The organism is Candidatus Pelagibacter sp. HIMB1587 (assembly GCF_052047775.1).
Lineage (GTDB): Bacteria > Pseudomonadota > Alphaproteobacteria > Pelagibacterales > Pelagibacteraceae > Pelagibacter.
On the sequence record NZ_JBNAJJ010000001.1, the window covers coordinates 148,683 to 173,953 of the forward strand.

The 25,271-nt window shown below is 29.5% G+C and carries 30 protein-coding genes; 17 read left to right on the forward strand and 13 right to left on the reverse strand.

Annotation, left to right across the window (positions count from 1 at the left end):
* Nucleotides 1-30: 30 nt before the first annotated feature.
* The 3 genes from bcp to ACTTBE_RS00825 are packed head-to-tail and all read right to left on the reverse strand — an operon-like array spanning nt 31 to nt 2,246.
* A complete protein-coding gene (gene bcp / locus ACTTBE_RS00815; RefSeq protein ID WP_440676771.1) occupies nt 31-483 on the reverse strand; it encodes a thioredoxin-dependent thiol peroxidase in 453 nt (150 codons plus the stop codon).
* Nucleotides 473-1,474, reverse strand: coding sequence for a glycosyltransferase family 9 protein (locus ACTTBE_RS00820; RefSeq protein WP_440676772.1), 1,002 nt, complete (start codon nt 1,472-1,474; stop codon nt 473-475). Before ACTTBE_RS00820 ends, bcp begins: the two co-directional genes overlap by 11 nt.
* Nucleotides 1,467-2,246 carry an FkbM family methyltransferase gene (locus ACTTBE_RS00825; RefSeq protein ID WP_440676773.1) on the reverse strand — a complete coding sequence of 260 codons (780 nt, stop codon included), beginning with the start codon at nt 2,244-2,246 and terminating at the stop codon, nt 1,467-1,469. The genes ACTTBE_RS00820 and ACTTBE_RS00825 overlap by 8 nt, the downstream gene beginning before the upstream one ends.
* A gap of 82 nt (nt 2,247-2,328) precedes the next feature.
* On the opposite strand from ACTTBE_RS00825, the gene ACTTBE_RS00830 reads away from it, so the two are divergent.
* Nucleotides 2,329-2,673 carry a rhodanese-like domain-containing protein gene (locus tag ACTTBE_RS00830; protein WP_440676774.1) on the forward strand — a complete coding sequence of 115 codons (345 nt, stop codon included), beginning with the start codon at nt 2,329-2,331 and terminating at the stop codon, nt 2,671-2,673.
* Here the strand turns inward: ACTTBE_RS00830 and ACTTBE_RS00835 are convergent.
* Both ACTTBE_RS00835 and ACTTBE_RS00840 read right to left on the reverse strand, forming a co-directional pair.
* Nucleotides 2,670-3,248 carry a 2-hydroxychromene-2-carboxylate isomerase gene (locus ACTTBE_RS00835; RefSeq protein ID WP_440676775.1) on the reverse strand — a complete coding sequence of 193 codons (579 nt, stop codon included), beginning with the start codon at nt 3,246-3,248 and terminating at the stop codon, nt 2,670-2,672. The genes ACTTBE_RS00830 and ACTTBE_RS00835 overlap by 4 nt on opposite strands.
* Nucleotides 3,241-3,714 (reverse strand): ABA4-like family protein, encoded by a 474-nt coding sequence (locus tag ACTTBE_RS00840; RefSeq protein ID WP_440676776.1) that lies wholly within the window; start codon nt 3,712-3,714, stop codon nt 3,241-3,243. The genes ACTTBE_RS00835 and ACTTBE_RS00840 overlap by 8 nt, the downstream gene beginning before the upstream one ends.
* A gap of 24 nt (nt 3,715-3,738) precedes the next feature.
* Here ACTTBE_RS00840 and ACTTBE_RS00845 point away from each other — a divergent pair, with 24 nt between their 5' ends.
* Nucleotides 3,739-4,302: a regulatory protein RecX gene (locus ACTTBE_RS00845; RefSeq protein WP_440676777.1), complete on the forward strand. Its 564-nt coding sequence runs from the start codon at nt 3,739-3,741 to the stop codon at nt 4,300-4,302.
* Between the two features lie 134 nt (nt 4,303-4,436).
* Here ACTTBE_RS00845 and ACTTBE_RS00850 read toward each other — a convergent pair whose 3' ends face one another.
* Nucleotides 4,437-5,201 carry a 3'(2'),5'-bisphosphate nucleotidase CysQ family protein gene (locus tag ACTTBE_RS00850; protein ID WP_440676778.1) on the reverse strand — a complete coding sequence of 255 codons (765 nt, stop codon included), beginning with the start codon at nt 5,199-5,201 and terminating at the stop codon, nt 4,437-4,439.
* Between the two features lie 3 nt (nt 5,202-5,204).
* Nucleotides 5,205-5,375, reverse strand: a complete 171-nt coding sequence (locus ACTTBE_RS00855) for a DUF3553 domain-containing protein (RefSeq protein ID WP_075506600.1) — start codon at nt 5,373-5,375, stop codon at nt 5,205-5,207.
* A gap of 41 nt (nt 5,376-5,416) precedes the next feature.
* Here ACTTBE_RS00855 and mnmA point away from each other — a divergent pair, with 41 nt between their 5' ends.
* The 13 genes from mnmA (at nt 5,417) to ACTTBE_RS00920 (ending at nt 16,882) form a co-directional block, all read left to right on the forward strand.
* Nucleotides 5,417-6,535 (forward strand): tRNA 2-thiouridine(34) synthase MnmA, encoded by a 1,119-nt coding sequence (mnmA, locus tag ACTTBE_RS00860; protein ID WP_440676779.1) that lies wholly within the window; start codon nt 5,417-5,419, stop codon nt 6,533-6,535.
* A 163-nt stretch (nt 6,536-6,698) separates the two neighbouring features.
* Nucleotides 6,699-7,874 (forward strand): trans-sulfuration enzyme family protein, encoded by a 1,176-nt coding sequence (locus ACTTBE_RS00865; RefSeq protein WP_440676781.1) that lies wholly within the window; start codon nt 6,699-6,701, stop codon nt 7,872-7,874.
* A gap of 3 nt (nt 7,875-7,877) precedes the next feature.
* Entirely contained in the window at nt 7,878-9,092 is a 1,215-nt protein-coding gene (locus tag ACTTBE_RS00870; RefSeq protein WP_262589358.1) for an MFS transporter, read from the forward strand.
* Nucleotides 9,058-10,278 carry a chorismate-binding protein gene (locus tag ACTTBE_RS00875; RefSeq protein WP_440676782.1) on the forward strand — a complete coding sequence of 407 codons (1,221 nt, stop codon included), beginning with the start codon at nt 9,058-9,060 and terminating at the stop codon, nt 10,276-10,278. Before ACTTBE_RS00870 ends, ACTTBE_RS00875 begins: the two co-directional genes overlap by 35 nt.
* Nucleotides 10,275-10,835, forward strand: coding sequence for an aminodeoxychorismate/anthranilate synthase component II (locus tag ACTTBE_RS00880; RefSeq protein WP_440676783.1), 561 nt, complete (start codon nt 10,275-10,277; stop codon nt 10,833-10,835). Before ACTTBE_RS00875 ends, ACTTBE_RS00880 begins: the two co-directional genes overlap by 4 nt.
* Entirely contained in the window at nt 10,795-11,538 is a 744-nt protein-coding gene (locus ACTTBE_RS00885; protein ID WP_440676784.1) for an aminotransferase class IV, read from the forward strand. The genes ACTTBE_RS00880 and ACTTBE_RS00885 overlap by 41 nt, the downstream gene beginning before the upstream one ends.
* A 2-nt stretch (nt 11,539-11,540) precedes the next feature.
* Complete coding sequence (locus tag ACTTBE_RS00890; protein ID WP_440676785.1) at nt 11,541-11,939, forward strand: HIT family protein; 399 nt, start codon at nt 11,541-11,543, stop codon at nt 11,937-11,939.
* A gap of 98 nt (nt 11,940-12,037) precedes the next feature.
* Complete coding sequence (locus tag ACTTBE_RS00895) at nt 12,038-12,832, forward strand: adenylyl-sulfate reductase (RefSeq protein ID WP_440676786.1); 795 nt, start codon at nt 12,038-12,040, stop codon at nt 12,830-12,832.
* Nucleotides 12,833-12,865: 33 nt separating this feature from the next.
* Nucleotides 12,866-13,336 carry an adenylyl-sulfate reductase subunit beta gene (gene aprB / locus ACTTBE_RS00900; RefSeq protein ID WP_075506608.1) on the forward strand — a complete coding sequence of 157 codons (471 nt, stop codon included), beginning with the start codon at nt 12,866-12,868 and terminating at the stop codon, nt 13,334-13,336.
* Complete coding sequence (aprA, locus tag ACTTBE_RS00905) at nt 13,336-15,195, forward strand: adenylyl-sulfate reductase subunit alpha (protein WP_262589350.1); 1,860 nt, start codon at nt 13,336-13,338, stop codon at nt 15,193-15,195. The genes aprB and aprA overlap by 1 nt, the downstream gene beginning before the upstream one ends.
* 27 nt (nt 15,196-15,222) lie before the next feature.
* Complete coding sequence (locus ACTTBE_RS00910; protein WP_440676787.1) at nt 15,223-15,573, forward strand: hypothetical protein; 351 nt, start codon at nt 15,223-15,225, stop codon at nt 15,571-15,573.
* 66 nt (nt 15,574-15,639) lie between these two features.
* Nucleotides 15,640-15,774 carry a hypothetical protein gene (locus tag ACTTBE_RS00915; protein WP_440676788.1) on the forward strand — a complete coding sequence of 45 codons (135 nt, stop codon included), beginning with the start codon at nt 15,640-15,642 and terminating at the stop codon, nt 15,772-15,774.
* Nucleotides 15,775-15,802: 28 nt separating this feature from the next.
* On the forward strand, nt 15,803-16,882 hold the full coding sequence (locus ACTTBE_RS00920) for a TSUP family transporter (RefSeq protein WP_440651280.1): 1,080 nt from the start codon (nt 15,803-15,805) through the stop codon (nt 16,880-16,882).
* On the opposite strand, the gene ACTTBE_RS00925 is transcribed toward ACTTBE_RS00920, so the two are convergent.
* The 3 genes from ACTTBE_RS00925 to ACTTBE_RS00935 are packed head-to-tail and all read right to left on the reverse strand — an operon-like array spanning nt 16,879 to nt 19,424.
* A complete protein-coding gene (locus ACTTBE_RS00925) occupies nt 16,879-17,952 on the reverse strand; it encodes a YeiH family protein (RefSeq protein ID WP_440676789.1) in 1,074 nt (357 codons plus the stop codon). The two genes, ACTTBE_RS00920 and ACTTBE_RS00925, sit on opposite strands and share 4 nt — an antisense overlap.
* 16 nt (nt 17,953-17,968) lie before the next feature.
* Nucleotides 17,969-19,135, reverse strand: coding sequence for a UxaA family hydrolase (locus tag ACTTBE_RS00930; RefSeq protein ID WP_440677334.1), 1,167 nt, complete (start codon nt 19,133-19,135; stop codon nt 17,969-17,971).
* Between the two features lie 4 nt (nt 19,136-19,139).
* Entirely contained in the window at nt 19,140-19,424 is a 285-nt protein-coding gene (locus tag ACTTBE_RS00935) for a UxaA family hydrolase (RefSeq protein WP_440676790.1), read from the reverse strand.
* A gap of 105 nt (nt 19,425-19,529) precedes the next feature.
* Here ACTTBE_RS00935 and xsc point away from each other — a divergent pair, with 105 nt between their 5' ends.
* Nucleotides 19,530-21,314: a sulfoacetaldehyde acetyltransferase gene (gene xsc / locus ACTTBE_RS00940; RefSeq protein ID WP_440676791.1), complete on the forward strand. Its 1,785-nt coding sequence runs from the start codon at nt 19,530-19,532 to the stop codon at nt 21,312-21,314.
* A 39-nt stretch (nt 21,315-21,353) separates the two neighbouring features.
* Nucleotides 21,354-22,658, forward strand: coding sequence for an NAD(P)/FAD-dependent oxidoreductase (locus ACTTBE_RS00945; protein WP_440676792.1), 1,305 nt, complete (start codon nt 21,354-21,356; stop codon nt 22,656-22,658).
* On the opposite strand, the gene ACTTBE_RS00950 is transcribed toward ACTTBE_RS00945, so the two are convergent.
* From ACTTBE_RS00950 to ACTTBE_RS00960, 3 genes are read right to left on the reverse strand one after another with little or no spacing between them, the layout of a single operon-like run.
* Entirely contained in the window at nt 22,655-23,536 is an 882-nt protein-coding gene (locus ACTTBE_RS00950) for a DMT family transporter (protein ID WP_440676793.1), read from the reverse strand. The two genes, ACTTBE_RS00945 and ACTTBE_RS00950, sit on opposite strands and share 4 nt — an antisense overlap.
* Before the next feature lie 58 nt (nt 23,537-23,594).
* Entirely contained in the window at nt 23,595-24,371 is a 777-nt protein-coding gene (locus ACTTBE_RS00955) for a fumarylacetoacetate hydrolase (protein ID WP_440676794.1), read from the reverse strand.
* Nucleotides 24,372-24,384: 13 nt separating this feature from the next.
* The gene (locus ACTTBE_RS00960) at nt 24,385-25,245 is read right to left on the reverse strand and encodes a DMT family transporter (RefSeq protein ID WP_440676795.1); all 861 of its coding nucleotides are present in this window, start codon (nt 25,243-25,245) and stop codon (nt 24,385-24,387) included.
* Nucleotides 25,246-25,271: the final 26 nt, after the last annotated feature.

Below are 25,271 nucleotides of genomic sequence, written 5' to 3' on the forward strand. Positions count from 1 at the left end.
TAAAGGCTCCTTAGAAATAAGGGGCCTTTTTTATTTTGAAATATTTTTTAATGTTTCTAGGACTTCTTTGGCGTGATCTTTTACTTTAACGTTTTCCCAGATTTTTAGGATTTTACCTTTTTTATCAATTAAAAAAGTTGTTCTATTTATTCCCATAAATTCACGTCCCATAAATTTTTTTTTGCCCCAGACCTTATATTTTTTAAGAACTTTTAGTTCTTCATCAGCCAATAAATCAAATTTAATTTTATATTTTTCTCTAAATTTATCGTGGCTTTTTATACTGTCCTTTGAAATTCCATAAATTTCACAATCTAATTTTTTAAATTTAGATAGCAATTTATTAAAATCATTTGTTTCAATTGTACATCCAGGCGTATCATCTTTTGGATAAAAATATAAAACTACATATTTTCCCAATGTATCTTTCAAGGAAAAATTAGTTTTATTTGTAGATGGAAGTGTAAAATTATTAGCTTTCATTTGATATCCTTTCAATTATTTCGTCAAAAACTTTTTTAGTTGTTAGAGTTTTCATATTATTTCTATCTCTTATCCATGTATTATCTTTATATCCTTCAGGAGTTATAAATTCTATTTTACTATATTTAAGTTCGCTTATAGCATCATTTGCAATCAAACCAAAAGATTTAACATCCAAAGCTGATGCTAGGTTTAAGGGTCCTGAATTATTACCAACAAAAAAATCTGAATGCTTAATTGCAGCTATTACACCTGTAAGATCTTTATTTGAACAATCAATAAAATATTTTTTATTTGATAAAGAAATAATTTTTTGAGCTAGATATGATTTTTCTGGTCCACAAATCAAATAAATGTAATCAAATAATTTTTTTTTATAAAGCAAATCTGCAAGTTCTACAAAATTTTCCTCAAACCACATTTTGTAATCTTCAAAAGAATCTATACCAAATGCAATTTTTTTGCCCTCTGGCAAAATATCCAGATGTTGATTACTTATTCTATCAAGGTCAATTTCTAATTCTGGATATAAATTATTTAATTTAATATTGTTTATTTTTAAAATTTTTTGTGATTGTTCTGAATAACTTAAATTTTTATCAGTATCATTTAGCACTTTATCTACAGTTAACCATTTTTTTTGATTTCCTATTCCTGGACCAATAATATTTTTTATTCCACTTAGATTTGCTGCAATTGCAGGCTTGTTTACTTTATCTAAAATATAAACGTGAGAATATTTATTTTTAAGAAAAATTTTTATCAATTTAAATACATCAATCCAATAAAAAAAGCCTTTTCTAAAATTATTGTAACTAATAAAATTTATATGATTAATATCTTTAAGTATATTTTTAGCTTGAGTTTTTTCTCTTAAAATTAAATCAATATTTTGTGAATGATGTTCGCTGATTGCTTTGATGTATGGCAATTGCCAAATGAGATCACCAAGTTTGTGATGAGTATAAACTACACAAATTTTTTTATTCATTGAACTTTAATTCTATATCAGGTCTTCTTTTTAAATTTTTATAATCTAAACTTATAATTGGATAACTTAAATTAGACTTATTTTTACTTGTTTTAAATTTTTTTGAATTAATAAAAGTCATTTCAACTACTTTTGGGTCATTGTTTTTGTTTGTACCAGCATAGTTATTCCCATGAATATGTATAATTTTAAATTTTGTTTTTTTTATAAAATTTTTAATTTTATTTAAATTTTTATGAATATTATGAAATTCAATAATTAATAAATTAATTTTAAAAAATTCTTTATTTACTTGTTCTAAAACTTTGTATTCATCACCTTCAATATCTATTTTTAAAATTAAGTTACTTTGATTTTTTAAAATGTTTTTAATGGATATTTCGTTCTTTTTTCTTTCATAATTAACTACTTTTTTTATTAAATGTTTGTTCCCATCCTTAAAAAATTTTAAGTAGTCAATATACTTAAAGACATCTAAAATTTTCTCTAGTCTAAGTTTTTTAAACAAAAATAATGAAATTAAATCCTTTTTAAATCTTTTGACCCAAAATTCTTTATGAACTGTATGATCGTAAGCGATTATTTTACATTTTGGATTAATTTTTAGAAATTCTCTCTCAAATTCCCAGTCATCATTTAATCCACAACTAATTATTTTTTTTGTTTTTTTTATTGCTCTTTTATCAATTACATATCCTCCATCTTTTTTAGGACCTATTCGGATTAAATTATTTATATTGGATTTAAATGGTTTAAAAGTTTTAGGTAGCACTGCTATGTATATTTTTAAATTTAAATATATTATACTAATTACATAATCGTAAAATTAATACAAAGTATAAATCGTTAAAGTTATGAGTGAAATTAAAACTATAAATGCTGATGAAGCTTATCAAATGGTCCAAGAAAACAAATGCAATCTAATTGATATTAGAGAATTAAATGAATTAGAACTTACAGGAAAAGTTGAAGGAGCTAATCATATACCTATGGGAAATTTAGAAACTCTTCTTGATCCTAATAGTGATGTTTTTAAAAATGGTCAAATTGACATAGATAAAGAAGTAGTTTTGTTTTGTGCTGGAGGAGTTAGATCTGAAATGTCAGTAAAGTCTTTAACTGAAAAAGGCTTCAAAAATATCTCTCACATTGAAGGTGGTTTTGGATCTATCAGTAACAGTAGTTTTAAAATAGTTTAAATATTTTTAATTTCATCTAGAGCATATTCTAGACGGTCTTGTCCCCAAAAAATTTTATTATTTACTATAAAAGTAGGAGCTCCAAATACCTCTTTTTCAAATGCTTCTTGAGTTAACTTTTTTAATTTATCTTTAATATCTTGATTACCAATAGAATTAAAAAAATCATTCTCATCAATTTTTAATTTTTTTAATATTATTTTGATATTTTCTTCATTAGATAAATCTATATCTTCTTTCCAATAAGCTTCAAAAAAACTATTTAAGTATTCTTCTTTTTTATCATCCCTAACACAAAGATAACCTCTCATTATACTTAAAGAGTTTATTGGAAATCTAGAATTCCATTTGAAACTTATATTATTTTTTTTTGAAACAAGCTCACAATCATTTTGCATATTTTTCATTTTATATTTGTTAAATGCAGGAGCAGTAATACCTGCTAGGTTGTGAAGACCACCTAACAATATTGGTTTTAATTTAAAATCAACATTGTTAATTTTTAAAATTTTTTTATATGCGATGTAAGCGTAAGGGCTAATAATATCGAAGTAAAAATCTATATGATCACTCATATAGATTTAGTCTTTTGGCGTAAAAAATTCTAATTATCCAATAAATAAACAGACCAATAGGACCAATTAAGTATGTAATTATTAAAGGGACTGACATTAATACTTTATTTACATAGTATTTTTGAGAGTCTTTCACCATCCATCCACCTACGAATAAATTTATAGCTATAAAATGAGTCCAGAAAAGAGTTAGGTATAGATTATCTTCAAACAGTCGAGATAACTCAACTAAACCAAGATACAAACTAAAATTAGCATCGAAGTCATAACCAACGATGAAAGATCTGTATAAAATGTAAATATAAACCCCACTTAATAATAGAAATGGAAATATAGTAGTTACTACATATCTGCTCAAGTGAGACTGGGGAAATACAATTAAGATGAACCAAAAAGGTATAACTCCTAAATTGATCCACATATAAAGCACATCAATTGTGAAGTAGTTATAAATTTGTTCGATCATATTTATATTATATAAAATCTAACGATGATTCCTATAAGAAATAAAAGAAAAACACTTCAAGTTACTGTTGATGAAATGAGGAATTTTGCATTTGGCTATGTTGAAAAATATGCACCTTCAAAACAACAGCTTAAAACATATTTATTAAAAAAATATATGAAACTTTCTGCAACAGATTCTAGAAAAAAAGACGTAAACAAATTAATTGATATTGTTCTATCTGATTTAGAAAAAAATAAATTTATTAATGATCAATTTTATTCAGAAAGTAAAGCAAAGAGTATGATCCAAAGAGGAAACTCTATAAATAAAATTAGAAATTATTTAATGGGCAAAGGAATTGATGATGGTTTTATTAAGGATACAGTTGAGAAAATAAAAGAAGATAATTCTGATCAGGATTTCTTTTCAGCAATAAAATTATGTAAGAAAAAAAGAATAGGACCAGCAAGAGCAGAGGATAATAGAACTTTGTTTTATAAAAAAGATATTTCTTTACTAGCAAGAAATGGATTTGATTTCGAAACATCCAAAAAAGTGATGGATATTGATAAAAATGAATATGAAAAGATAATTAAATTACTTTAATTTTCTTTTTTTCTCTTCATCAACAAGATGATTTATTTTGTTTCGAATATAATTTTTAACAAAAACAAAAACTAGTAATCCAAAAATTGAGACGGATACTATTATAATTAAAATAATTCTTAATTGCTCATCCATTAAATTATATTTTTACTTTTCAAAATTAAACTTGGATTTTTTAAATCTTTCTTACCATATAAAATTTCATTACCATTAAAGTCTCTCACAGATCCCCCTGCATTTTCTAAAATTGCATGTCCAGCTGCAATATCCCACTCATAAGCTCGAGGTTCAGCAACATAACCATCAAACTCACATGCAGCAACAACACAAAATTTTAAAGAACTTTTCATTCTAGTATGTTCCTTAACACCCAATTCATCATAAATTTTTTGTATCTCAGGTTTAATTTTATTGCTGTAAGAAATGAAATTAAGTGGGTCTGTTTTTTTAGACTTTAACTCAGAAAGGTTTATTGTTTCTTTATTAGTAAACTCAAAAGATTTACCTTTGCCATATGAATAAAACATTCTTTTTTTAGCAGGTGCATTTATTAAACCTGCAACAGGTTTATTGTTAATAATTAAACCTGCATTAATAGTAAATTCTTCTAAATTGTTAATGTAATCATAGGTTCCATCTATAGGATCAACCAACCAAAAATCTTTTAATTTAGAATTATCTTTATTTTCAGAAGTTTCCTCTGAAATAATTGGAATGTCAGGTGTTACTTTTGATATTTGAGAAGAAATAAAATTATTTACTTCAATATCACCATTACTCACCGGTGTATTGTCAGATTTAATTTCTTTACTTAATCCTTTTTCTCTAAGCTGAAGAGACAAGTCTCCTGCTGATAAAAAAGCATCAACTAAATCTTCAATAATTTTTTGTAAGTCCATCTTTTATTTACCAATTTTTTTTAATTCTATATTTTTTGCATTTATTACTTTTTTACCTGCATTTTCAAAATTAACAGTAACCTTATCTTTTATAATTGATTGTACTTGTCCAATGCCCCAGTCTTTATTCTCAGGATTAGTGACTTTGTCACCTGGTTCATAATCTAAAATCATTTAATTTAACTTATATTGTAAATAAGTATAAATACCACCTAATGAATAAAGAATTAAACTCTATCGGAATTAACAAAAAACCTGAAGATACAACAGTCGTTGTTGCAATGTCTGGTGGGGTAGACTCGTCAACTGTAGCAGGAATTATGAAAAATGAGGGTTACAAAGTTATAGGCATCACTCTTAAACTTTATGATGATGGAAAAGAAGTAGCACAATCTAAACAGTGTTGTTCAGGTCAAGATATAATGGATGCAAAACGTGTTGCTCACAAATTAGGTATTGAGCATAAAATTTTATACTACCAAGATAAATTCAAGCAAGGAGTAATAGATAATTTTGTTGATAGTTATTTAAAAGGTGAAACTCCAATTCCATGTGTACAATGTAATCAAACAGTAAAGTTTAAAGATTTATTTGAAGTTTCAAAAGATCTTAAAGCAGATGCATTAGTTACAGGACATTATGTAAAAAATATTACATCAGACAACACCAATAATATGTATAGAGCAATTGATGAAAACAGAGATCAAAGTTATTTTCTATTCAACACAACTAGAGAACAATTAGATTATTTAAGATTTCCATTAGGTGGAATGTTAAAAGATAAAACAAGAGAAATTGCTAAAGAGTTAGATTTAAATGTAGCTGATAAACCAGATAGTCAGGATATTTGTTTTGTGCCTAATGGAGATTATGCATCTGTAATTAGAAAATTTAGACCAGACTCTTTTCAAAAAGGTAATATTAAAAATTTAGATGGAAAAGTAATTGGTGTTCATGATGGTATAATTAATTTTACCATTGGACAAAGAAAGGGAATTAAGGTTTCAGATAAAGAAGCTTTATATGTTTTAAAAATAAATTCAGATAAAAATGAAATTATAGTAGGACCTAAAGAAAACCTTGGAAAAAAAGAAATATTTTTAAAAGATTTAAATTTATTAACTGATAAAAAAGACTTTGATCAAAATATATTTGTAAAAGTTAGATCAACAGGTAGTCTTCTTGAGGCAAAAGTAGACTTAAAAGATAACAATTATGCAAATGTTCATCTATTAAATCCTGAGGATGGAATATCTCCAGGACAGGCATGCGTATTCTATAGCAAAGACCAATTTGGTCATAGAGTTCTTGGCGGTGGTTGGATTAAAGAATAAAAGAATTATTTCTTCTTATTTTTTCTTTTTGCTCTTCTCTTTTTGGAGCCTTGTTTTCTTCGACCCCTATGTTTCTTCGGATAACTCATTTAGTCCTATTTATTAATTTATTGACGTTTTTTACGGGATATAGCATTGTCTTTTAAACATATCAAATTTTATTATGAGCAATTCTTTTAAAACATTTTTAAAACATACCGCTAAAGATTTTCATAATCAGTCTGTAAATCCACCAATTGTGCGTGCATCAACGATTATTTTTAAATCGATGCAAGATATTAGAAAAACCCAAGAGAAAGCTAAAAAAAATCCTACCGGTGGACATTTTGATTATGGCAGACAAGGAACTTCAACGACTCATATTTTGCAGCAAATTTTATCTAAACTAGAGGAAAGTTATTTTACTTTTTTAACACCCACTGGGTTTGGAGCGGTATTCTTAGCAATCTTCAGTGTTACAAGACCTGGTGATGAAATTATTGCAGCTGATCCAGTTTACAGTCCGACAAGACTTTTGACACAAGATTTTTTAAAGGAATTTAATATCAAAACAACTTTTTATGATCCACATGATCTTAAGACATTAGAAAAAGCAATCACCAAAAAAACTAAATTAATTTTAGTAGAAAACCCAGGAAGTAATACATTTGATTTTCAAGATTTAGGGAAAATTGTATCCATAGCAAAAAAACATAAAATTTTAACTGCACTTGATAATACATGGGGAACCCCATATTTTTTAAAACCTATCAAACTTGGTTTTGATATGGCAATTGTTTCAGCAACAAAATACTACTCAGGCCACTCTGATGTAATGGGTGGAAGTTTAGCAGTTAATAAAAAAGTATTTCCAAAAGTAAAAGCAACCGAAAGGCTTACAGGTTTAAGATTGGGACCTGATGATGCTTATTTGATTACAAGAGGATTAAGAACTTTAGATGTCAGGTTAGATAGACATAGAGAAAATGCAAAAAAAGTAGCAGAGTTTTTATCTAAATTTAAAAATATAAAATTATTATATCCATACAAAAAAGACTCTTACAATTTTAGAATGTGGAAAAAATATTATTCAGGTGCCTCAGGTTTAATGGGTTTAAGAATAAAAGCTAAAAGTGAAAAGGCAGTTGTAAAATTTGTAAATAATTTAAAATTATTTGGACACGGTTATAGTTGGGGAGGATTTGAAAGTTTAGCTTTACATCAAAATGTTCGAGAACAAGGAAATAGAAGCTATCTTAAATTAGCAAAAAACGAGTACATAGTTAGACTGCACATTGGATTAGAGGATCCAGACGACCTTATCGCTGACATTAAGCAGTCAATGAAACATTTAAAGTAAATTGTGAATAATTTTTTTCCAACCAAAACAGCAATGGTTACACTCATTGCATGTTGCTTAGTTGTAATTATATCTCTTGGAATTAGACAAACATTTGGTTTGTTTTATTTTGATTTCTCTACAGATCTTGACATCACTATTTCTCAATTTGGTTTTGCAATGGGTTTGCAATTATTTTTATGGGGCGCTTTTAATCCTCTGTTTGGAGTTATTACAGATAAGTACGGAGGTAATATTGCTATTTTCATTGGTTTCTTTTTTTATTTATTAGGAGTTTTTCTTTTTTATTTGGGTTTTAATACTGGTGTTAATTTTATTTATACAATAGGTATTTTGATAGGTGTAGGCTTAGGATCTACAGCAATCAGTATTCCCGTTTCTGTTGTTGCTAAACATTATCCAGCATCTAGAAGGACAATGGCCACAGGAATAGTCACAAGCGCAGGTTCTTTTGGTTATTTTGTTTCACCTTTAATTGTAAGTTATTCTCTTGTTGAAAATGGTTGGGAGAGTACGATGCTTTACTTCTGTTTTTTGTTGGGACTAGGATTAATCGTTTCTTTGTTTGTTAGTACTCCAAAAACTCCTGTTGGCGTTAAAGATAATAACAATCAAACTGCAAGAGAGGCTTTGAAAGAAGCACTTAATAATAAAAGTTTTATTTATTTAACTTTAGGATTTTTTGTATGTGGATGGCACATAGCACTAGTGGCAACACATATACCAACTTATATGGTAGACAAAGGTTTGCCTGATTGGTGTGCAACAACTGTTCTTTCATTAATAGGACTTTTTAATATGGTGGGAACTATTGTGAGTGGTTATCTGGCAACAAAATATAGTAAAAAATATTTATTAAGTGCAATTTATTTATTAAGAGGCGTCTCTATAATTGTTTTTATTTCTTTTCCTCCAAGTGTAATTAATTCAATAATATTTGGTATTACTTTTGGTTTTTTGTGGCTTTCTACTGTTCCACCAACTAACGGGATAGTTGCTCATATATTTGGAACAAAGTATGTGGGAATGCTTTATGGTATCGTATTTGTTAGTCATCAATTTGGATCATTCTTAGGAGCATATTTAAGTGGAGTTTTTTATGAACTTACAGGAAATTTTGATTATGCATGGTACGGATCTATCGCATTATCAATTTTTGCAGGTTTGATACATTTGCCTATTAATGAAAAAGCAATTGAAAGAACTCAACCGGCATAAATTTAATCCTTATTTAGAGGATCTTTATCAATCAGATAAACCCATGATTATCTACAAGGTAAGTGGTGGGTATAATATTTATACTGATTTTTCTAAAAAGATTATTTTAACAAATAAAAATATTAATAATTTTTTAAACAATTTTAATAAATCAAAAAAAAAATCAGAAACGGATATGTTTATTGGTTTTTTTGGCTATGAAATTTTATGTAATTTGCTTGGATTAAAAATTAAAAAACAAAAAAAGCTAAATTTTTATAAAGGTGTGTTTTATAAGCCTGAAACAGTAATAAAAATAAGAAAAAAAATTTCAATATTTTCTAAAATTAAGAAACAAAAATTTAACAGTAGCTTTAAAGCTACAAAAATATTATCACCTTTTAAATTAAATATTGATTTTAAAAAATATGAAAAAATTTTTAATGTTTTTTCAAAAAAAATTAGACAAGGGGAAACATATCAAATTAAAATTTGTACCAAATACAAAAATAAATCAGATATAGATCCTATCAACTTTTTCTGGAAATTAATGAAAGTTAATGCGTCTCCAGAAGCTTTTATGATAAGAGATAAGAATTACTCTATAGTAAGTTGCTCACCTGAAACATTGATTGATAAAAAAGGACTAAATATTTTAACAAAACCTATTGCTGGAACACTTAGAAAAAACAAAAATCTTAACAAAAATAAAGCGTTAAGTTTTTTTAGAAAAAATATTAAAGAAACCAAAGAACACAATATGATTGTAGATATGGAGAGAAGTGATCTTTCAAAGATTTGTAATCCAGGAAGTGTGAAAATTATTAAAGAGAAAACTGTTGAAGAGTATAAGGATCTTTATCACTATGTTTCTTTAATCAAAGGAGTATTAAAAAAGAGTGTTAATAATATTGATATAATTAAAGCCATGATGCCTGGAGGTTCAGTAATAGGTTGTCCTAAAATAAACACTCTAAATCTTTTAAATAACCAAGAAAAAGAAAACAGAAACATTTACACAGGAAGTTTTGGTTATATGAAATTTAATGGAGATATGAGATTTAATATTATTATTAGATCAATTTTAAATTATAAAAATACATCAGAAATTTCCGTAGCCTCAGGAGTTGTTGTGGATAGTAATGCCAAACATGAATTCAATGAAAATTATATAAAGGCAAAAGCATTAATAGATTTATTTAAATGATTTATGTGATTGATCATAAAGATTCATTTACTCATAATGTAGTACATCAACTTTCTATATTTGATAAAGTTGAGTGCAGTGATTTTAATGAAATTAATTATTCTAAACTTCACAAAGCTTCAACAATAGTACTATCACCAGGTCCAGGTTCACCAAAAGATTATCCTTTAACAACTAATATTTATAAAAAATTTAAAGGAAAAAAAAAAATAATTGGAATTTGTTTAGGATTTCAGCAAATATTATTTTCAGAAGGAGGAAAAATAGTTGAACAAAATAAAATTTACCATGGTTTTCAATCCAATGTCATAGTGAATAAACAGAGTAAGTTATTTAAAAAAGGTCAAATTTTTAAAGTAGGAAGATATCATTCATTAAAACTAAGAGAGCCTTTTAAGGCAAAAAATTTTGATATAACTATGAGATGTGCTATTTCAGGTTCTGCAATGTCTATAGAAAATAACGTTGATAAAGTTTATGGATTTCAATTTCACCCAGAATCATTTTTAACAATCAATGGTAACACTCTTATTAAAAAAATCTTATCAGCTAAGTAATCTCAAGGAAGTTTCTTTTAAAGATCTTTGGGGGTCCAGAGGTGTATTTACAACAATGCGAATGGTTGGAAAACCTTCCAAGTTAATATTGTTAAAACCACATATTGAAAATTTAATTAAATCTACAAAAAAATATGAAATTAGAAAAAAAAACTTAAAGAATATTATTTTAGATCTAATTAAGAAGAATACACTCTACAAAGGTCCTGACAATTTATTTCGAATTGCTTTAAATAAAAAACTAATATCTGTATCTATAAGACAAAGACCAAAACTTAAAAAAAATTTTAGTCTTTTATTATTTAAATATAAAAGAGTTGAGCCAAATTATAAAAATCTTTATTACAAAAAAATTTTAGCAAAACTTAGCAAAGTTGACTCATCTAAATTCGATATTGCTTTAGTTGCAAACAATAAAATATTAGAAACCGGTACTTCAAATTTAGTTTTTGTTAAAAATGGAAAAATATTTTCTCCACAAAAAAATTGTTATTTTGGAAACACACTTAAGTTTTTAAGTAAAAAAGTTAAAATTAATTTTAAAGATATATCAATCAAAGAAATAAATGATTATGAAGAAATAATTCTTATTGGATCAGGAAAGGGAGTTACTTCAGTATCAAAAATAGATGAATTAAAATGGAAAAGTCGAAATAATGTTTCCTTTAATAAACTTAGAAAAATATATAATACTCTAATTTAAGTATGAGAGATCCTAACAACCCTTGTTTATTCTGTGATTCAAAAAAAAGTGGAATTGCTCATGAAAATGACCTTGCTTATGCAAGTTACGACTCTTATCCTGTTTCTGATCATCACTGTTTAATAATTCCTAAGCGACATATTAAAGATTATTTTGACATGACTAATGATGAGTTGATTGCATGCAATAATTTATTGCAAATGATTAAAAATGAGATTTTAGAAAAAGATAATACTGTAAAAGGGTTTAACATTGGCACTAATGCTGGAAAAATTGCAGGTCAATCTATACTGCATTGTCATATACATTTGATACCAAGAAGAGAAGGTGACGTAGATAACCCCCAAGGTGGGGTAAGATCAGTAATTCCTAATAAACAACACTACAAACGTAAACCCTAAGTTGTTATTAATGACAAAATTGACCAATAGTTTTGGTTGAACTCTTTATTTAACTAGATTAGAAAATCTCAAACTAACTTTATAAAATACAAAAAATTATGTTATCTACAAATCCTTTTTCAATTTTAGCTGAAACAGTTTCACCTTTTGCAATGCAGAGTTTTATAATTGCTATGATTATTTTAATTGCAGCTGGAACAATAATTCAAATGATTGTTCACAAAAACGTTACTTATTTTTTTAATAATGCAAAAAAAGCTAAAGCTAATGCTGTTAAGGAATTGAGCTCAGGAGAAAGAGCTTCAATTATCGCAAAGACAACAGTCTACGATATTGGCACAACTGCAGAGCTTGGATTTGGAAAAAGAAGACTTGCACACGTACTTGGTATGTATGGAACAATATTATTTTGGGTTGCATCAGCAGTTTTAGTATTCTGTTATACAGGAGCTGATAAACCTACTTCATCAACTTGGTCTTTGGTTTGGCATGTAGGAGCAATACTTACATGTATCGGTGGATATTGGTTCTGGTTTTTCCTAAGAGTAGACGTATCTGCGGAAGCGCATCCTTGGTACAGAATTATTAAAGCTGATTTATTTGTTTTAGCTTTATTAGCTTGTTCGACTTTTGGTTTATTGTGGTCTTACACACAATCTAATGGTCAAGCAGGATTATCTTATTTATTTTTGACTTTATTTGTCTTTTCAAATTTAGTTTTATTTGGAGGAGTTTATTGGTCTAAATTTGCACATATGTTTTATAAACCTGGTGCAGCAATCCAAAAAAATTTAGCAGAAGCAGATGGTTCAAGAGACAACTTACCTCCTCCTGCTGACGCGCCTGAACAGTTTGGTTTAGGTATTAAAAGAGAACAACCTAAACACTATTAATATGATGAAATTAAAAAAGGAGAATAAATAATTATGTCAACTTTCGTATACATGACAAGATGTGATGGCTGTGGTCACTGTGTGGATATTTGTCCATCAGATATTATGCACATAGATGAAAATATCAGACGTGCAAAAAATATTGAACCTAACTTTTGTTGGGAATGTTATTCATGTGTAAAAGCATGTCCAAATCATGCAATTGACGTAAGAGGTTATGCTGATTTTGCTCCTATGGGTCATAGCGTTAGAGTTAGAAGAGAAGAAGAAAAAGGAACAATTTCATGGAAGATCAAATTTAGAAATGGAACAGAGAAAAACTTTGTTTCTCCAATTACTACAAAACCATGGGGTAAATTTATTCCAAAACTTGCAGAGGGTGACAAACCAAACCAAGGTGAGATTAATTCACAAAGACTTTACACTGAGCCAGAAGGTTTAAATATTGATGGTGAATTACCATCAGTTCCAAAGGAGTCGTTTAAAAAAGGAGTTTACTACTAATGGCTAGACATAAGACACATTACGAGGATTGCGATATATTAGTTGTTGGTGGTGGTATGGCTGGAACGGGTGCTACGTTCGAAGCTAGACACTGGGGAAGAGATATGAAAATTGTTTGTGTAGAAAAAGCAAACATAGATAGAAGTGGAGCTGTTGCTCAAGGTCTTTATGCAATCAATTGTTACATGGGAATGCAATGGGGAGAAAATCAACCTGAAGACCATGTTAGATATGCAAGAAATGACTTAATGGGAATGGTTAGAGAAGATTTAGGTTACGACATGGCTAGACACGTAGACTCTACTGTTCACATGTTTGATGAATGGGGTCTTCCAATGATGAAAAATGAACAAACTGGAAGATATTTAAGAGAAGGTAAATGGCAGATCATGATCCATGGTGAAAGTTACAAACCTATTGTTGCTGAGGCGGCAAAAAAATCTGCTGACAAAATTTATAATAGAATAATGATCACTCATTTACTTATGGATGAGTCTCAAGATAATAGAATTGGTGGAGCTGTTGGCTTTAACATGAGAACAGGTGATTTTCATGTTTTTAGAGCAAAAGCTGTAATAGTTGCAGCTGGTGGTGCTTCTCATATCTTCAAACCAAGAGCAGTTGGAGAAGGAATGGGTAGAACTTGGTATGCTCCTTGGAGTAACGGTTCAGCATATGCTCTTCCGATTGCTGCTGGAGCTAAAATGACACAAATGGAAAATAGAATTGTGTTATGTAGATTTAAAGATGGTTATGGTCCAGTCGGAGCTTATTTCTTGCATTTAAAAACTTACACTCAGAACGCTAATGGGGAAAATTATGAGAAGAAATGGTATGATCAAACCAAAGAGTTAGTTGGCGAATATATTGATCATCACCCAACACCTACTTGTTTAAGAAATCATGCTTTCATTCAAGAAGTTGCTGCTGGTGGTGGACCAATTCATATGGTTACAACTGAAGCTTTCCAAGATCCACATTTAGAAACAGTTGGTTGGGAGAATTTTTTAGGAATGACTGTTGGTCAAGCTGTAGTATGGGCGTCTCAAAATATTGACCCTAAATATACTAATCCTGAATTAACAACTTCAGAACCATATGTTATGGGTTCACACGCTACTTGTTCAGGAGCTTGGGTAAGTGGTCCAGAAGATTTATCTCCACCGGAATATTTCTGGGGTTATAACAGAATGCTTACAATTGACGGATTATTTGGCGCTGGCGATACTGTGGGTGGAAGTGCTCATAAGTTTTCATCTGGATCTTTCACAGAAGGTAGATTAGCTGCTAAAGCTGCTGTTAAGTATATCGAAGATAAAAAAGCTGAAGGAGTTAAGGTTTCAGACAAACAATGTGAGGATTTCAAAGCTATGGTCTACAAACCACTTGAAAACTTCACTGTTGCGCAAAATGAAATCACTGGTGGAACTGTTTCTCCTAGCTATATATCACCAATCCAAGGTCTACAAAGACTACAGAAGATTATGGATGAATATGTAGGTGGAATTACATCTAATTACATGACTAATGGTAATATGTTGAAAAGAGGCCTTGAATTGCTTGAATGGCTTCAAGAAGATCTTGAGCATGTTGGTGCTGAGGATTATCACCAATTAATGAGAGCTTGGGAGTTGAAACATAGAGCTTTAACTTCTCAATGTGTAACTGAACATACTTTATTTAGAGAAGAAACTAGATGGCCAGGATACTATTATAGAGGAGACCATATGAAACTGGATGATGATAATTGGCATTGTCTGACAGTTTCTAGAAGAGATCCAAAAACTGGTAAATTTAGTATGGAGAAGGTTCCTGTCTACCACATAGTGGATGAGAATGAGAAGAAAAAAGCTTCTTAAGATACTTTAATTAGAAATAGATAAGTTATGGATATTTTATCAAAAAAAGATGATGAAATATATGAGTTGGCTAAACCTATTTGGTTCAACCTGGTAAAATCATCAAACCTTAAAGATTATGGTGGATTTACTAGAGATTTTTCAACTCAGATGCTCTTTGGAGCCAATGAAGTAGAACTTGGAAAACAATGGGCTAACAACAAGCTTATCACTAATCTTCACGAAACGTTTGAGCCTTTTGGGTGTCTTAGAAGAGGAGAGCATATAACCGTTCTGATAAAACAGACCAATAAAGAAATCCCAGGAGAATTTTTGGGAAGGCTAGTTTTAGGTGTTGAGGATGATGTGGTTAAAGTTTTTGGCGCAACCATCTATTAAAAAAAAATTTATCTAATTTTAAAATAATATTTGACAATTTGTTCTCTGGGTGTATTGACGCACTTAATGCAAATTTCTAACGTAAAAATTTTCAATAAACTAACTAACTTAAAAGTTTCTTTGATAAAAACAGGTATATTTTTAAGTTTAGTTGCTTATTGGGGAGTTATTATAGTTGGAACTTTTATTACTTTTAACTAAGTTGTTTTTAGACAATTTATTTATTTAAATGGATGTATTTTTACCCATCGCTCAAGTCTTTGTTAATCCGATAGAAATTCTTATATTAAGTGCAATCGTAGGTGTCCTCTCTGGATTGTTTGGAGTAGGTGGTGGTTTTTTAATGACGCCTTTTTTAATTTTTTTAGGTATCCCTCCAGCTTATGCAGTCGCAAATGAAGCAAACAATATCTTAGCTACTTCAGTTTCTGGTTCAACAACACATTATCTAAAAAACACTTTAGATTACAAAATGGGTTTAATGATTGTCATTGGCGGTGCTATAGGTACCTCATTAGGAATTTTTACCTTTTCTTATTTTAAAGGTATTGGAAAAATTGATACCGTAATCTCTTTAGCGTACATGTATATTTTAGCAATCATTGGATCTTTAATGTTAGTCGAGAGCTTAGGTGAGATTGATAAAGCTAAAAGAAATATTTTAGTTAAAAAAAAATTACATGTTCATTATTGGATCCATGGTCTTCCTTTAAGAATGAGATTTCCAAAATCAAAATTATATGAAAGTATTTTTACCCCAATAGTTATTGGTTTAGTAGTTGGTTTTATTGCTGCAATAATGGGAATAGGTGGAGCATTTATATTAGTGCCAGCAATGATTTATATAATTAAGATGCCAACTAAACTTGTTCCCGGAACATCGCTTTTTGTTACTATTTTTGTAAGTGTAATTGTTACTTTCCTGCATTCATTTAATTATGGCTCGATTGATTTACTTTTAGTATTTCTACTTGTTATTGGATCAATAATTGGTGTTCAGATTGGACAAAAACTAGGAGAAAAAATTGATAGCTCAGGATTAAGAGCGTTGATGGCTATTTTGATTTTAGCAGTTGGTATTGCAATTGCTTATGATTCATTTTTTGCAGATCATGATACAAATTCAACAACCACTTCTGTAATTCCTGATTTAAATTTTTTCTCACAATTTATTTTAGATTTTTCTAATGAGATGCCATTCTTTTATGGCTTATTTTCCATTATGTTTGCAATATTTTTAGGTGTAGCAGCAGCTTTTATAAGAAGATTTTTTTCAAATTTTAAAAAACAAATGTTGATGAAATCTTAATTGAATAAGTAAAGATATAATTCAATAGTTCCCAAACAAACAATTCCAACAGTAGCCATTCCAATAAATCCAACTACAAAAGGTTTATAGCCCATATCTTTTATATCTCTTAAATTGGTAGACATACCAATTGCTGCCATTGCCATTGTTAGGAATATTTTTGATAAAGATTTAATTCCATCTACAGTGCTAAGCCAAATTTCACTATTGTTAGTAATAAAAATTTGATCACCAACATTTCGAACAATAATCATTGCAACAAATCCAAGTACAAAATAGGGAAAAATATCAATTATTGAGTATTTTTTTTCTTTAGATTGGCCTCTGTTATAAAGATACGCAAACAGGGGTATCATAATAATCAAAAAAGTATTTCTAATCAGTTTAGTTACGGTTGCTACATTTAAAGTCTCTGGACTATTGAATTGCTGATCATAGATCAATCCAGCAGCCGCTACTTGTGCTGTTTCATGTATAGAAGTTCCTAAAAACAAACCGATTAGAAGTGGTTCACCGTTAAAATAAAAATTTGCAAAGTATGGATAGATCAACATTGAGAGAATTCCAAACAAAGTGATGTTCGCAATTGCATAGGATATCTCATTTTTTTTGGCACCAATAACAGGAGCAGTTGCCATGATGGCTGTTGTTCCACATACCGTGCTTCCGATAGAAATTAGATAAGCCATATTTCTAGGAATCTTTAATTTATTGATTAAAAGTTTAATGACCACTAATACACTCACGATACAAATTACTATTAAAGGAATAGCAATTGCACCAAATTCTAGAAACTCAAAAGGTTTTAATTGAATACCTAAGCAAATTATTCCAAGTTTTAAAATATTTTTTTGAGTAAAATCCAAACCTCTTATGAAACTTTCTCTTATTTTAAAAACATTTCCAAAGAACATTCCTAAAAGGATTGCTATCATTGCAGTGGATATAGGACTTTTTTCATATCCGAGTAACTCTGTGCCTATAACATTATTAAAACCTTGCGATAGCGTGTAAAGAACAAACGCAAGTATAATACCAGGTAAAAGTACCAGGTACTTATTATTAGACATAAAATAAAGTGTTTAATTATGCACTTCTGTAAAGCTTGGTCATCACAAATTCTTTGTGACCCAAAGCCTCTGCACAAGTTAATCTTCCGTTAGCAACTCTTAAAGTTGTTTTAATTAGCTCATCACCTGCTTCTGATAAATTCATTTCTCTTGAAAGAATTTTAGAAACATCACAGTCGATATGTTCACCCATACCCTTAACAGTAAGAGGATTTGCAGTTAATTTAACAACTGGCTCAATTGGATTTCCTACAATATTTCCTTGGCCTGTTGGAAACAAATGTATATTAAAACCAGCTGCTGCTTGAAGTGTTACACACTCTGCGGCTGCAGATGAGGTATCCATAAAATACAAACCTTTTCCTTTAGAAGGTTCTTCAGCTGGCTCAAGTACATCAATAAATTTACAATTTCCAATTTTTTGAAAATTTCCAAAAGCTTTCTCTTCAATTGTAGTTAACCCTCCAGCAATATTTCCAGCTGTTGGCTGACTTTCAGAAAGATCATCTGTTGCTTCCTTTAGAATAAAATCATTATAAGAACTCCAAGTTTTCATAAATTTTTCAGAAGCTTCTTTTGTAGCACCTCTAGTTGCACATACTTGTTCTGCACCAGTTAATTCTGATGTTTCTCCAAAACACAAATGAACTCCTAGTGGTTCTAGCTTATCCATTAAGTTACCCACAGTTGGGTTTGCAGCCAAACCAGATGTAGTATCAGACTCTCCACATTTTACTGAAATCCAAAGATCACTCATTGGACATTCTTCTCTTTGTTTTTCTGATGCCCACATCACAAATTCTTGAGCTTTTTTCGATGCTTTCATTGTAGTACCAATGTCACCAGTTCTTTCAATGTGAAAACCTTCAACAGGTTTTCCAGTTTTAGCAATTCCGTCTACAATTTTTTTAGTCCATTTTGGCTCAATACCAATGACTATAACTGCAGCAACATTTGGATTACAGCCAGTTCCAATCATAGTTCTGAAGTGTAATTCTAAATCAGCCCCAAATTGTAGTCTTCCATAAGAATGGGGTAGAGCTATTGTTCCTTTAATATTGTTGGCAACTGCTTCAGCACATGCATTTGAAATATCATCTACTGGTAAAATAATTACATGATTTCTTGTTCCGGCTCTGCCGTTTTCTCTTTTATAACCTAAAAAACTTTTTGGAATTTCCATAATACTACCACTTCTTTGTTTTAACGTTGTGAACATGAACGTGTTCACCTTTTTTGATTGATTTCACAACTTTGCCTATATCGTGACCATATTTAAGAATCGTGTCTCCCTCATTAAGGTCAACCATAGCTATTTTATGTCCTAATGGAATTTCGTCTAATGATTGAATATTTGTTGAACTGTCATCCTCCATTATCCAGCATGCGCAGTCTTGTTCTGGTGTGATTTTTTCAATAACAACCACTCCTACGTTGTCTTTTTTATCATGAATTATTATATCTGTTGCCATATCGTGTCGATTTGTTTGTTTGAAATTTGTAAATTCTTATATATTAATCGCGCAAATTAACAAACGAATTTTAAAAAATTAATACTTTAGAGAGGTTCTAGTCTTATGACAAAAATGACAACAGAAGAAGCTTTTGTGAAAGTTTTACAAATGCACGGTATCGAACACGCTTTTGGAATTATTGGTTCTGCTTTTATGCCAATATCAGATATTTTTCCTGATGCAGGAATTACTTTTTGGGATGTAGCTCATGAAACAAATGGCGGTTTAATTGCTGATGGTTACACAAGAGCTACAGGCAAAATGTCTATGGTAATTGCACAAAATGGACCAGGTATAACAGGATTAGTAACTCCAATTAAAACTGCATACTGGAACCATACTCCTCTATTATTGGTTACACCACAAGCTGCAAACAAAACTATGGGTCAAGGAGGTTTCCAAGAAGTAGAACAAATGAATCTGTTTAAAGATATGGTTTGTTATCAAGAAGAAGTCAGAGACCCGTCAAGAATGGCTGAAGTTCTAAATAGAGTAATTGAAAAAGCTATAAGAGGCTCAGCCCCTGCACAAATAAATGTTCCTAGAGATTACTGGACACAAGTAATAGATATAGATCTTCCTCCAATAGTTAGACTTGAGAGACAAGGTGGTGGTTCTGATGCAATTAATAAAGCAGCAGATTTATTATCTAACGCAAAATTTCCTGTAATACTTTCAGGTGCTGGTGTTGTGATTGGTGGAGCTATTGATGCTACTAAAAATCTTGCTGAAAAATTAGATGCACCAGTATGTTCTGGTTATCAACATAACGATAGTTTTCCAGGAAGTCACCCATTAGCAGTAGGACCTTTAGGTTATAACGGTTCTAAAGCTGCAATGGAATTAATTTCAAAAGCTGATGTTGTTTTAGCACTAGGTACAAGATTAAATCCATTTTCAACTTTACCAGGGTATGGAATTGATTATTGGCCAAAAAATGCAAACATCATTCAGGTAGATATTAATCCTGATAGAATTGGTTTAACTAAAAAAGTAACCGTTGGAATTAGCGGTGATGCAAAATTAGTTGCAGAGCAAATTTTAGCAAAACTATCTTCAAACGCTGGAGATACTGATAGACAAGCTAGAAAAGATTTAATTCACCAAACAAAATCTGCATGGTTACAAAAACTTTCAAGTTTAGATCATGAAGATGATGATGAAGGAACGGTTTGGAATAAAGAAGCTAGAGAAAGAGATGCAGATAGAATGTCACCAAGACAAGCTTGGAGAGCAATTCAATCTGGTATGCCTGATGACGTAATTATTTCAAGTGATATTGGAAATAACTGTGCCATTGGTAATGCTTACCCAACTTTTGAAAAACCAAGAAAATATTTAGCCCCAGGTTTATTTGGACCTTGTGGTTATGGATTTCCATCTATACTAGGTGCAAAAATTGGTTGCCCTGATACTCCAGTAATTGGTTTTGCAGGTGATGGAGCTTTTGGAATTAGTATGAATGAAATGAGCTCATGCGCTAGGGAAGAATGGCCTGCAATTACAATGGTAATTTTCAGAAATTATCAATGGGGTGCAGAAAAAAGAAATACTACTCTATGGTTTGATAACAATTTTGTTGGAACTGAGTTAGACCCTGAATTAAGTTACGCTAAAGTTGCTGATGCATGTGGTTTAAAAGGTGTAACTGTTAGAACAATGGAAGAAACAACAAATGCAATCAAGCAATCTTGTGAAGATCAAAAGAAAGGAATTACAACTTTTATAGAAGTAATTCTAAACCAAGAGCTTGGAGAACCATTTAGAAGAGATGCGATGAAGAAACCGGTAAGAGTTGCTGGTATCAACAAAGCAGATATGAAGAAACAACCTTCATTAAATTCTTAAAATCTTTTAAAAATTTACCAATTATCGTAAAGTCACTTCATGGAAGTGACTAACGATAATAGCTGTAGTTGGATTAATGACCTTAATCCAAGAACAAACATCAAGTCTCTTCTATCAAACGATGAGTGTGATTGGTTAATAATAGGGGCTGGTTACACAGGTCTGTCTGCTGCAAGAAAATTAGCTCAAATAAATTCAAATTTAAAAATTATACTAGCAGATGCCCAATTAGCAGGTGAAGGTGCTAGTGGAAGAAATTCTGGTTATTTGGTTGATACAACTTTGAATGATGGTTTTACATCAAATAAAGAACTGCAAAATTACAAAAAGAAAGCTAATATTTATTCATTAGGAATAGATGTAGTTAAAAAATTTATTAAAGAACATCAAGTAGATTGTGATTGGAATGAAAGTGGTAAATATTTCGCTTCATCAAAAATTCAAGATAAAAAAATTTTAGAAAATTTTTCAAGTACATTATCTAAGTTAGGCTTTGAACATAGTTTATTAGGAAACAAAGAATTGTCTGAAAAATTAGGTACTAGTTTTTATAATATCGGACTTTACACAAAGGGTGGTATTCTACTACATCCAGGAAAATTAGTTAGAGCAATGGTTGATGCTCTTCCTACCAATGTTATTTTGTATGAAAATTCTTGTTTGTTAAATTGGTCTAAAAATAAAGATTTCATTTTTTGTAATTTCAAAAATGGAAAAATTAAAACAAAAAATATTATTTTTGCTACGAATGGTTTTTTAAAATCATTAGGAATAAAATCAAATTATAACTTTCCCATTACTTTAACTGCGAGCATGACAAGAAGATTATCTGATAAAGAATTTAAATCTATTGGTGAACCAAAAGAATGGGGTGTATTACCAGTAAGACCTATGGGTGCAACAATTAGAATGACAAAAGACAGACGAATTTTGATTAGAAATACAGCTGAAGTACACAATCCATTTGTTATGTCAAATTCCACTCTTAAAAAAAGATCTTTAAATCAGAAAATTGGAATACAAAAAAGATTTCCACAATTACCCAATGATATAATTAAATCATCTTGGTCTGGCATTGTGTCAAGAACAAGGAATAGTTCTCAAATATTTGAAAAAATAGATAGTAATATTTTTGCTGCAGGTTGTTACAACGGTTCAGGTATTGGTGTGGGAACTTTATTTGGTGAACAAATCGCGCTTAAAGCGATTAACGAAAGTACAAATGAAATAAAAACAATAGAAGCAAGGAACAAACCTACATGGTTACCTCCGCAACCATTTTTGAATTTAGGAATAAAAACTAGATTAGTTTATGAACGTTTGAGAGCTAAATCAGAAATCTAATTGGTTCTAATTTTTTGATTTATCACAAGAACTGCACCAATGATTAAAATTGGAAGACCCATTATTAGATCATATTGCCATTCTAAATTTTCAAATATTGTTGAAATAATTAATGCTAATACGGGCATTACAACACCAACATAACCAGCTCTTCCAGGTCCAACTTTTTCAAGCAACTTCAAATAAGATACAAAAGCAAATATTGAACCAAAAATTGAAAGATAAAATAGTGAAGAGATGTAGCTGAAACTAGTTTCAAATAATAATTCAGCTCCTCGAAATTTTGCAATTACTAATGTAACAATTGAACCATAAAACATAGCGTATGCTATTGTTTGTATTGGAGGAAAATTATTGTTTAAGTTTCTTTGATGAACCATATTACCTGTCGATGCACAAAATGTTCCAACTAGAGCTAGAAACAATCCTATATGAGTTCCTTCGCTAAAACTAAAATTGAAAATTTCATCATTAAAAATGATCATTATACCCACCATACCAATTGATGCTCCAATTAAAGTTTTTATAGAAGGCTTCTTTTTAAAATAGAAGGTTTCACCAACTATATTCATTATTACCACAGTTGAAAATACAATTGCTGGAAAAGCACTAATTAAATAAGTGTTAGACAAATAGAAAAAAACATAATTCACCGAATACAAGCAAATTCCAAAAAACAAAAACCATAAATGCTGATTGATTGAAAATTTTAAGTTTTCTTTTTTAATTATTAAAAAAATAAAAATTATAAATGCAGCTATTAAAAATCTGTAAAATACAGAAACCAGTGGATCAACATAGCCTAATTGAAATTTAATTAGATACCAGGTGGGTGACCAACAAAAAAGAGTGATTATAAAAAGAATAAAATTATTCATGATTAATTAATTTTTACACACGTGTTCTATGAATAAAATTATCCTTATGATTATAATATTATGAAATAACTGCTCTTACAGATCCAAGTTTATCAATTTTTGCTGTATATGTTCCTTTTTTTATAATAGGCACAACCCCAACTGTGGATCCTGTAAAAACATAAAAATCTTTGTCTAAATTAATTTTATCTTTTTTAACTTTATTTAAAACAAATCTTAATGAATTTATTGGATTTACATAAACAGCATTTGTGTTTCCATCTACACTTTGCTTAGCTTTTTTATTTGAAATATTTGTTTTTAAATTACCTATGTTAATTTTTTTAAATTTTTTCTTTTGACCAATCAAAAATTTAATATTACCTCCAAAGTCACTACTTAAATCTCCAAAAGAAGTAATACCTTTTCTATTTTGCCTATATCCAACTACTTCGATACAGGGTGCCATGTGTGAAATATATTTAGTTACATTACTATTAGTGATTTTACCTTTTGAAGTGAAAAAAGTTTTTTTGATCAAATAACAAACTTCAAGTTCAATCCCTAAAGCATATTTATTTATTTTTACTTTCTTTCCACTTTTTATTAAGTTTTTTTTGAAAACAGATGCAATAAAAGGCTCTTTTTCTTTTAATTTTTTCATTAACGGAATTCCAGTTCCACCAGCTTTAAAACCTATTGTTGGATCTTCTATTTTGCTTTCACATAATTTTCTAAATTTGTCCGCTTCAATAAGTTTTTTTGTAAATCTACTAGGTATAGGAGAGATAATTTTATTATTAAGAAAAGCATTAACTAATTTATCCGAAATTTTATCTTTAAGTGTTTTTGTCATAAGAACTTTTAATTTATTTTTTTGATGTTTGATTAATAACAAATATTCCTGAAGTTGTAATTATTATTGCACCTATAATAGTAAATACATCTGGAACATCATCATAGAAGAAAAATCCAAAAATTATTGCCCAAAAAATTAAAGTATAATGAAATGGTTGTATTATGCTAGCTCTTGCATTTTTAAGTGCTAATATTTGGAAGTATATACCTAATGAAAAAAATAAACCAATTGGCACAAAGAAATATAAAGAATTAAAATTAACAGGTTGCCAAAAATTAAACGCCATTATTGAGGTTATAACAATCCCAACTAAAGAAGAGTAGAACAAGGATACTTCAGGAGCATCATATTCAGTTATTTTTTTTGTTGCAATTTGATAAAGACCCAGAAAAAAAGCTGCTAACAATGGAATAAAAGAATTTACACTAAATACATCAGATGCAGGTCTAATAATTATCAAAACTCCAATAAAACCTATAAAGATTGCTATCCATGTTTTGATTGATACTCTCTCATTTAAAATAAATACAGATAATGCAACTATAATTATAGGTGCTAGTGCACCTATGCTATGAGCGTTCGCTAAAGACAGGTGTTTAAAAGATAAAACAAAGAAACCAGACTCTAAAATAGATAGTAGACTTCTTATAATTTGAAGTTTTAAATTATTAGATCTATAAAAATTATTATTGTTAGCTCTTTTTGCTTCTATCAAGCCTAACAAAAGTACAAAAGTATATTTGATAAATAATAATTGAAATATAGAGTAATGAATAACTGCAGTTTTTTGAATTGCATCAAGAATTGAAAATGAAAAGTAAGCAATTATTGCAAAAATAATTCCCAGTGTTTCTCTTGATTTAAATTTCATTTTTTTTGTTTTAATTTTATTTCAAG

What these genes read in the sequence shown, in the direction of transcription:
- bcp (WP_440676771.1), bottom strand. Translation starts at nt 483, where the DNA reads ATGAAAGCTAATAATTTTACACTTCCATCTACAAATAAAACTAATTTT.
- ACTTBE_RS00820 (WP_440676772.1), bottom strand. Translation starts at nt 1,474, where the DNA reads ATGAATAAAAAAATTTGTGTAGTTTATACTCATCACAAACTTGGTGAT.
- ACTTBE_RS00830 (WP_440676774.1), top strand. Translation starts at nt 2,329, where the DNA reads ATGAGTGAAATTAAAACTATAAATGCTGATGAAGCTTATCAAATGGTC.
- ACTTBE_RS00835 (WP_440676775.1), bottom strand. Translation starts at nt 3,248, where the DNA reads ATGAGTGATCATATAGATTTTTACTTCGATATTATTAGCCCTTACGCT.
- ACTTBE_RS00840 (WP_440676776.1), bottom strand. Translation starts at nt 3,714, where the DNA reads ATGATCGAACAAATTTATAACTACTTCACAATTGATGTGCTTTATATG.
- ACTTBE_RS00845 (WP_440676777.1), top strand. Translation starts at nt 3,739, where the DNA reads ATGATTCCTATAAGAAATAAAAGAAAAACACTTCAAGTTACTGTTGAT.
- ACTTBE_RS00850 (WP_440676778.1), bottom strand. Translation starts at nt 5,201, where the DNA reads ATGGACTTACAAAAAATTATTGAAGATTTAGTTGATGCTTTTTTATCA.
- ACTTBE_RS00855 (WP_075506600.1), bottom strand. Translation starts at nt 5,375, where the DNA reads ATGATTTTAGATTATGAACCAGGTGACAAAGTCACTAATCCTGAGAAT.
- mnmA (WP_440676779.1), top strand. Translation starts at nt 5,417, where the DNA reads ATGAATAAAGAATTAAACTCTATCGGAATTAACAAAAAACCTGAAGAT.
- ACTTBE_RS00865 (WP_440676781.1), top strand. Translation starts at nt 6,699, where the DNA reads ATGAGCAATTCTTTTAAAACATTTTTAAAACATACCGCTAAAGATTTT.
- ACTTBE_RS00875 (WP_440676782.1), top strand. Translation starts at nt 9,058, where the DNA reads ATGAAAAAGCAATTGAAAGAACTCAACCGGCATAAATTTAATCCTTAT.
- ACTTBE_RS00880 (WP_440676783.1), top strand. Translation starts at nt 10,275, where the DNA reads ATGATTTATGTGATTGATCATAAAGATTCATTTACTCATAATGTAGTA.
- ACTTBE_RS00885 (WP_440676784.1), top strand. Translation starts at nt 10,795, where the DNA reads ATGGTAACACTCTTATTAAAAAAATCTTATCAGCTAAGTAATCTCAAG.
- ACTTBE_RS00890 (WP_440676785.1), top strand. Translation starts at nt 11,541, where the DNA reads ATGAGAGATCCTAACAACCCTTGTTTATTCTGTGATTCAAAAAAAAGT.
- ACTTBE_RS00895 (WP_440676786.1), top strand. Translation starts at nt 12,038, where the DNA reads ATGTTATCTACAAATCCTTTTTCAATTTTAGCTGAAACAGTTTCACCT.
- aprB (WP_075506608.1), top strand. Translation starts at nt 12,866, where the DNA reads ATGTCAACTTTCGTATACATGACAAGATGTGATGGCTGTGGTCACTGT.
- aprA (WP_262589350.1), top strand. Translation starts at nt 13,336, where the DNA reads ATGGCTAGACATAAGACACATTACGAGGATTGCGATATATTAGTTGTT.
- ACTTBE_RS00910 (WP_440676787.1), top strand. Translation starts at nt 15,223, where the DNA reads ATGGATATTTTATCAAAAAAAGATGATGAAATATATGAGTTGGCTAAA.
- ACTTBE_RS00915 (WP_440676788.1), top strand. Translation starts at nt 15,640, where the DNA reads ATGCAAATTTCTAACGTAAAAATTTTCAATAAACTAACTAACTTAAAA.
- ACTTBE_RS00920 (WP_440651280.1), top strand. Translation starts at nt 15,803, where the DNA reads ATGGATGTATTTTTACCCATCGCTCAAGTCTTTGTTAATCCGATAGAA.
- ACTTBE_RS00925 (WP_440676789.1), bottom strand. Translation starts at nt 17,952, where the DNA reads ATGTCTAATAATAAGTACCTGGTACTTTTACCTGGTATTATACTTGCG.
- ACTTBE_RS00930 (WP_440677334.1), bottom strand. Translation starts at nt 19,135, where the DNA reads ATGGAAATTCCAAAAAGTTTTTTAGGTTATAAAAGAGAAAACGGCAGA.
- ACTTBE_RS00935 (WP_440676790.1), bottom strand. Translation starts at nt 19,424, where the DNA reads ATGGCAACAGATATAATAATTCATGATAAAAAAGACAACGTAGGAGTG.
- xsc (WP_440676791.1), top strand. Translation starts at nt 19,530, where the DNA reads ATGACAAAAATGACAACAGAAGAAGCTTTTGTGAAAGTTTTACAAATG.
- ACTTBE_RS00945 (WP_440676792.1), top strand. Translation starts at nt 21,354, where the DNA reads ATGGAAGTGACTAACGATAATAGCTGTAGTTGGATTAATGACCTTAAT.
- ACTTBE_RS00950 (WP_440676793.1), bottom strand. Translation starts at nt 23,536, where the DNA reads ATGAATAATTTTATTCTTTTTATAATCACTCTTTTTTGTTGGTCACCC.
- ACTTBE_RS00955 (WP_440676794.1), bottom strand. Translation starts at nt 24,371, where the DNA reads ATGACAAAAACACTTAAAGATAAAATTTCGGATAAATTAGTTAATGCT.
- ACTTBE_RS00960 (WP_440676795.1), bottom strand. Translation starts at nt 25,245, where the DNA reads ATGAAATTTAAATCAAGAGAAACACTGGGAATTATTTTTGCAATAATT.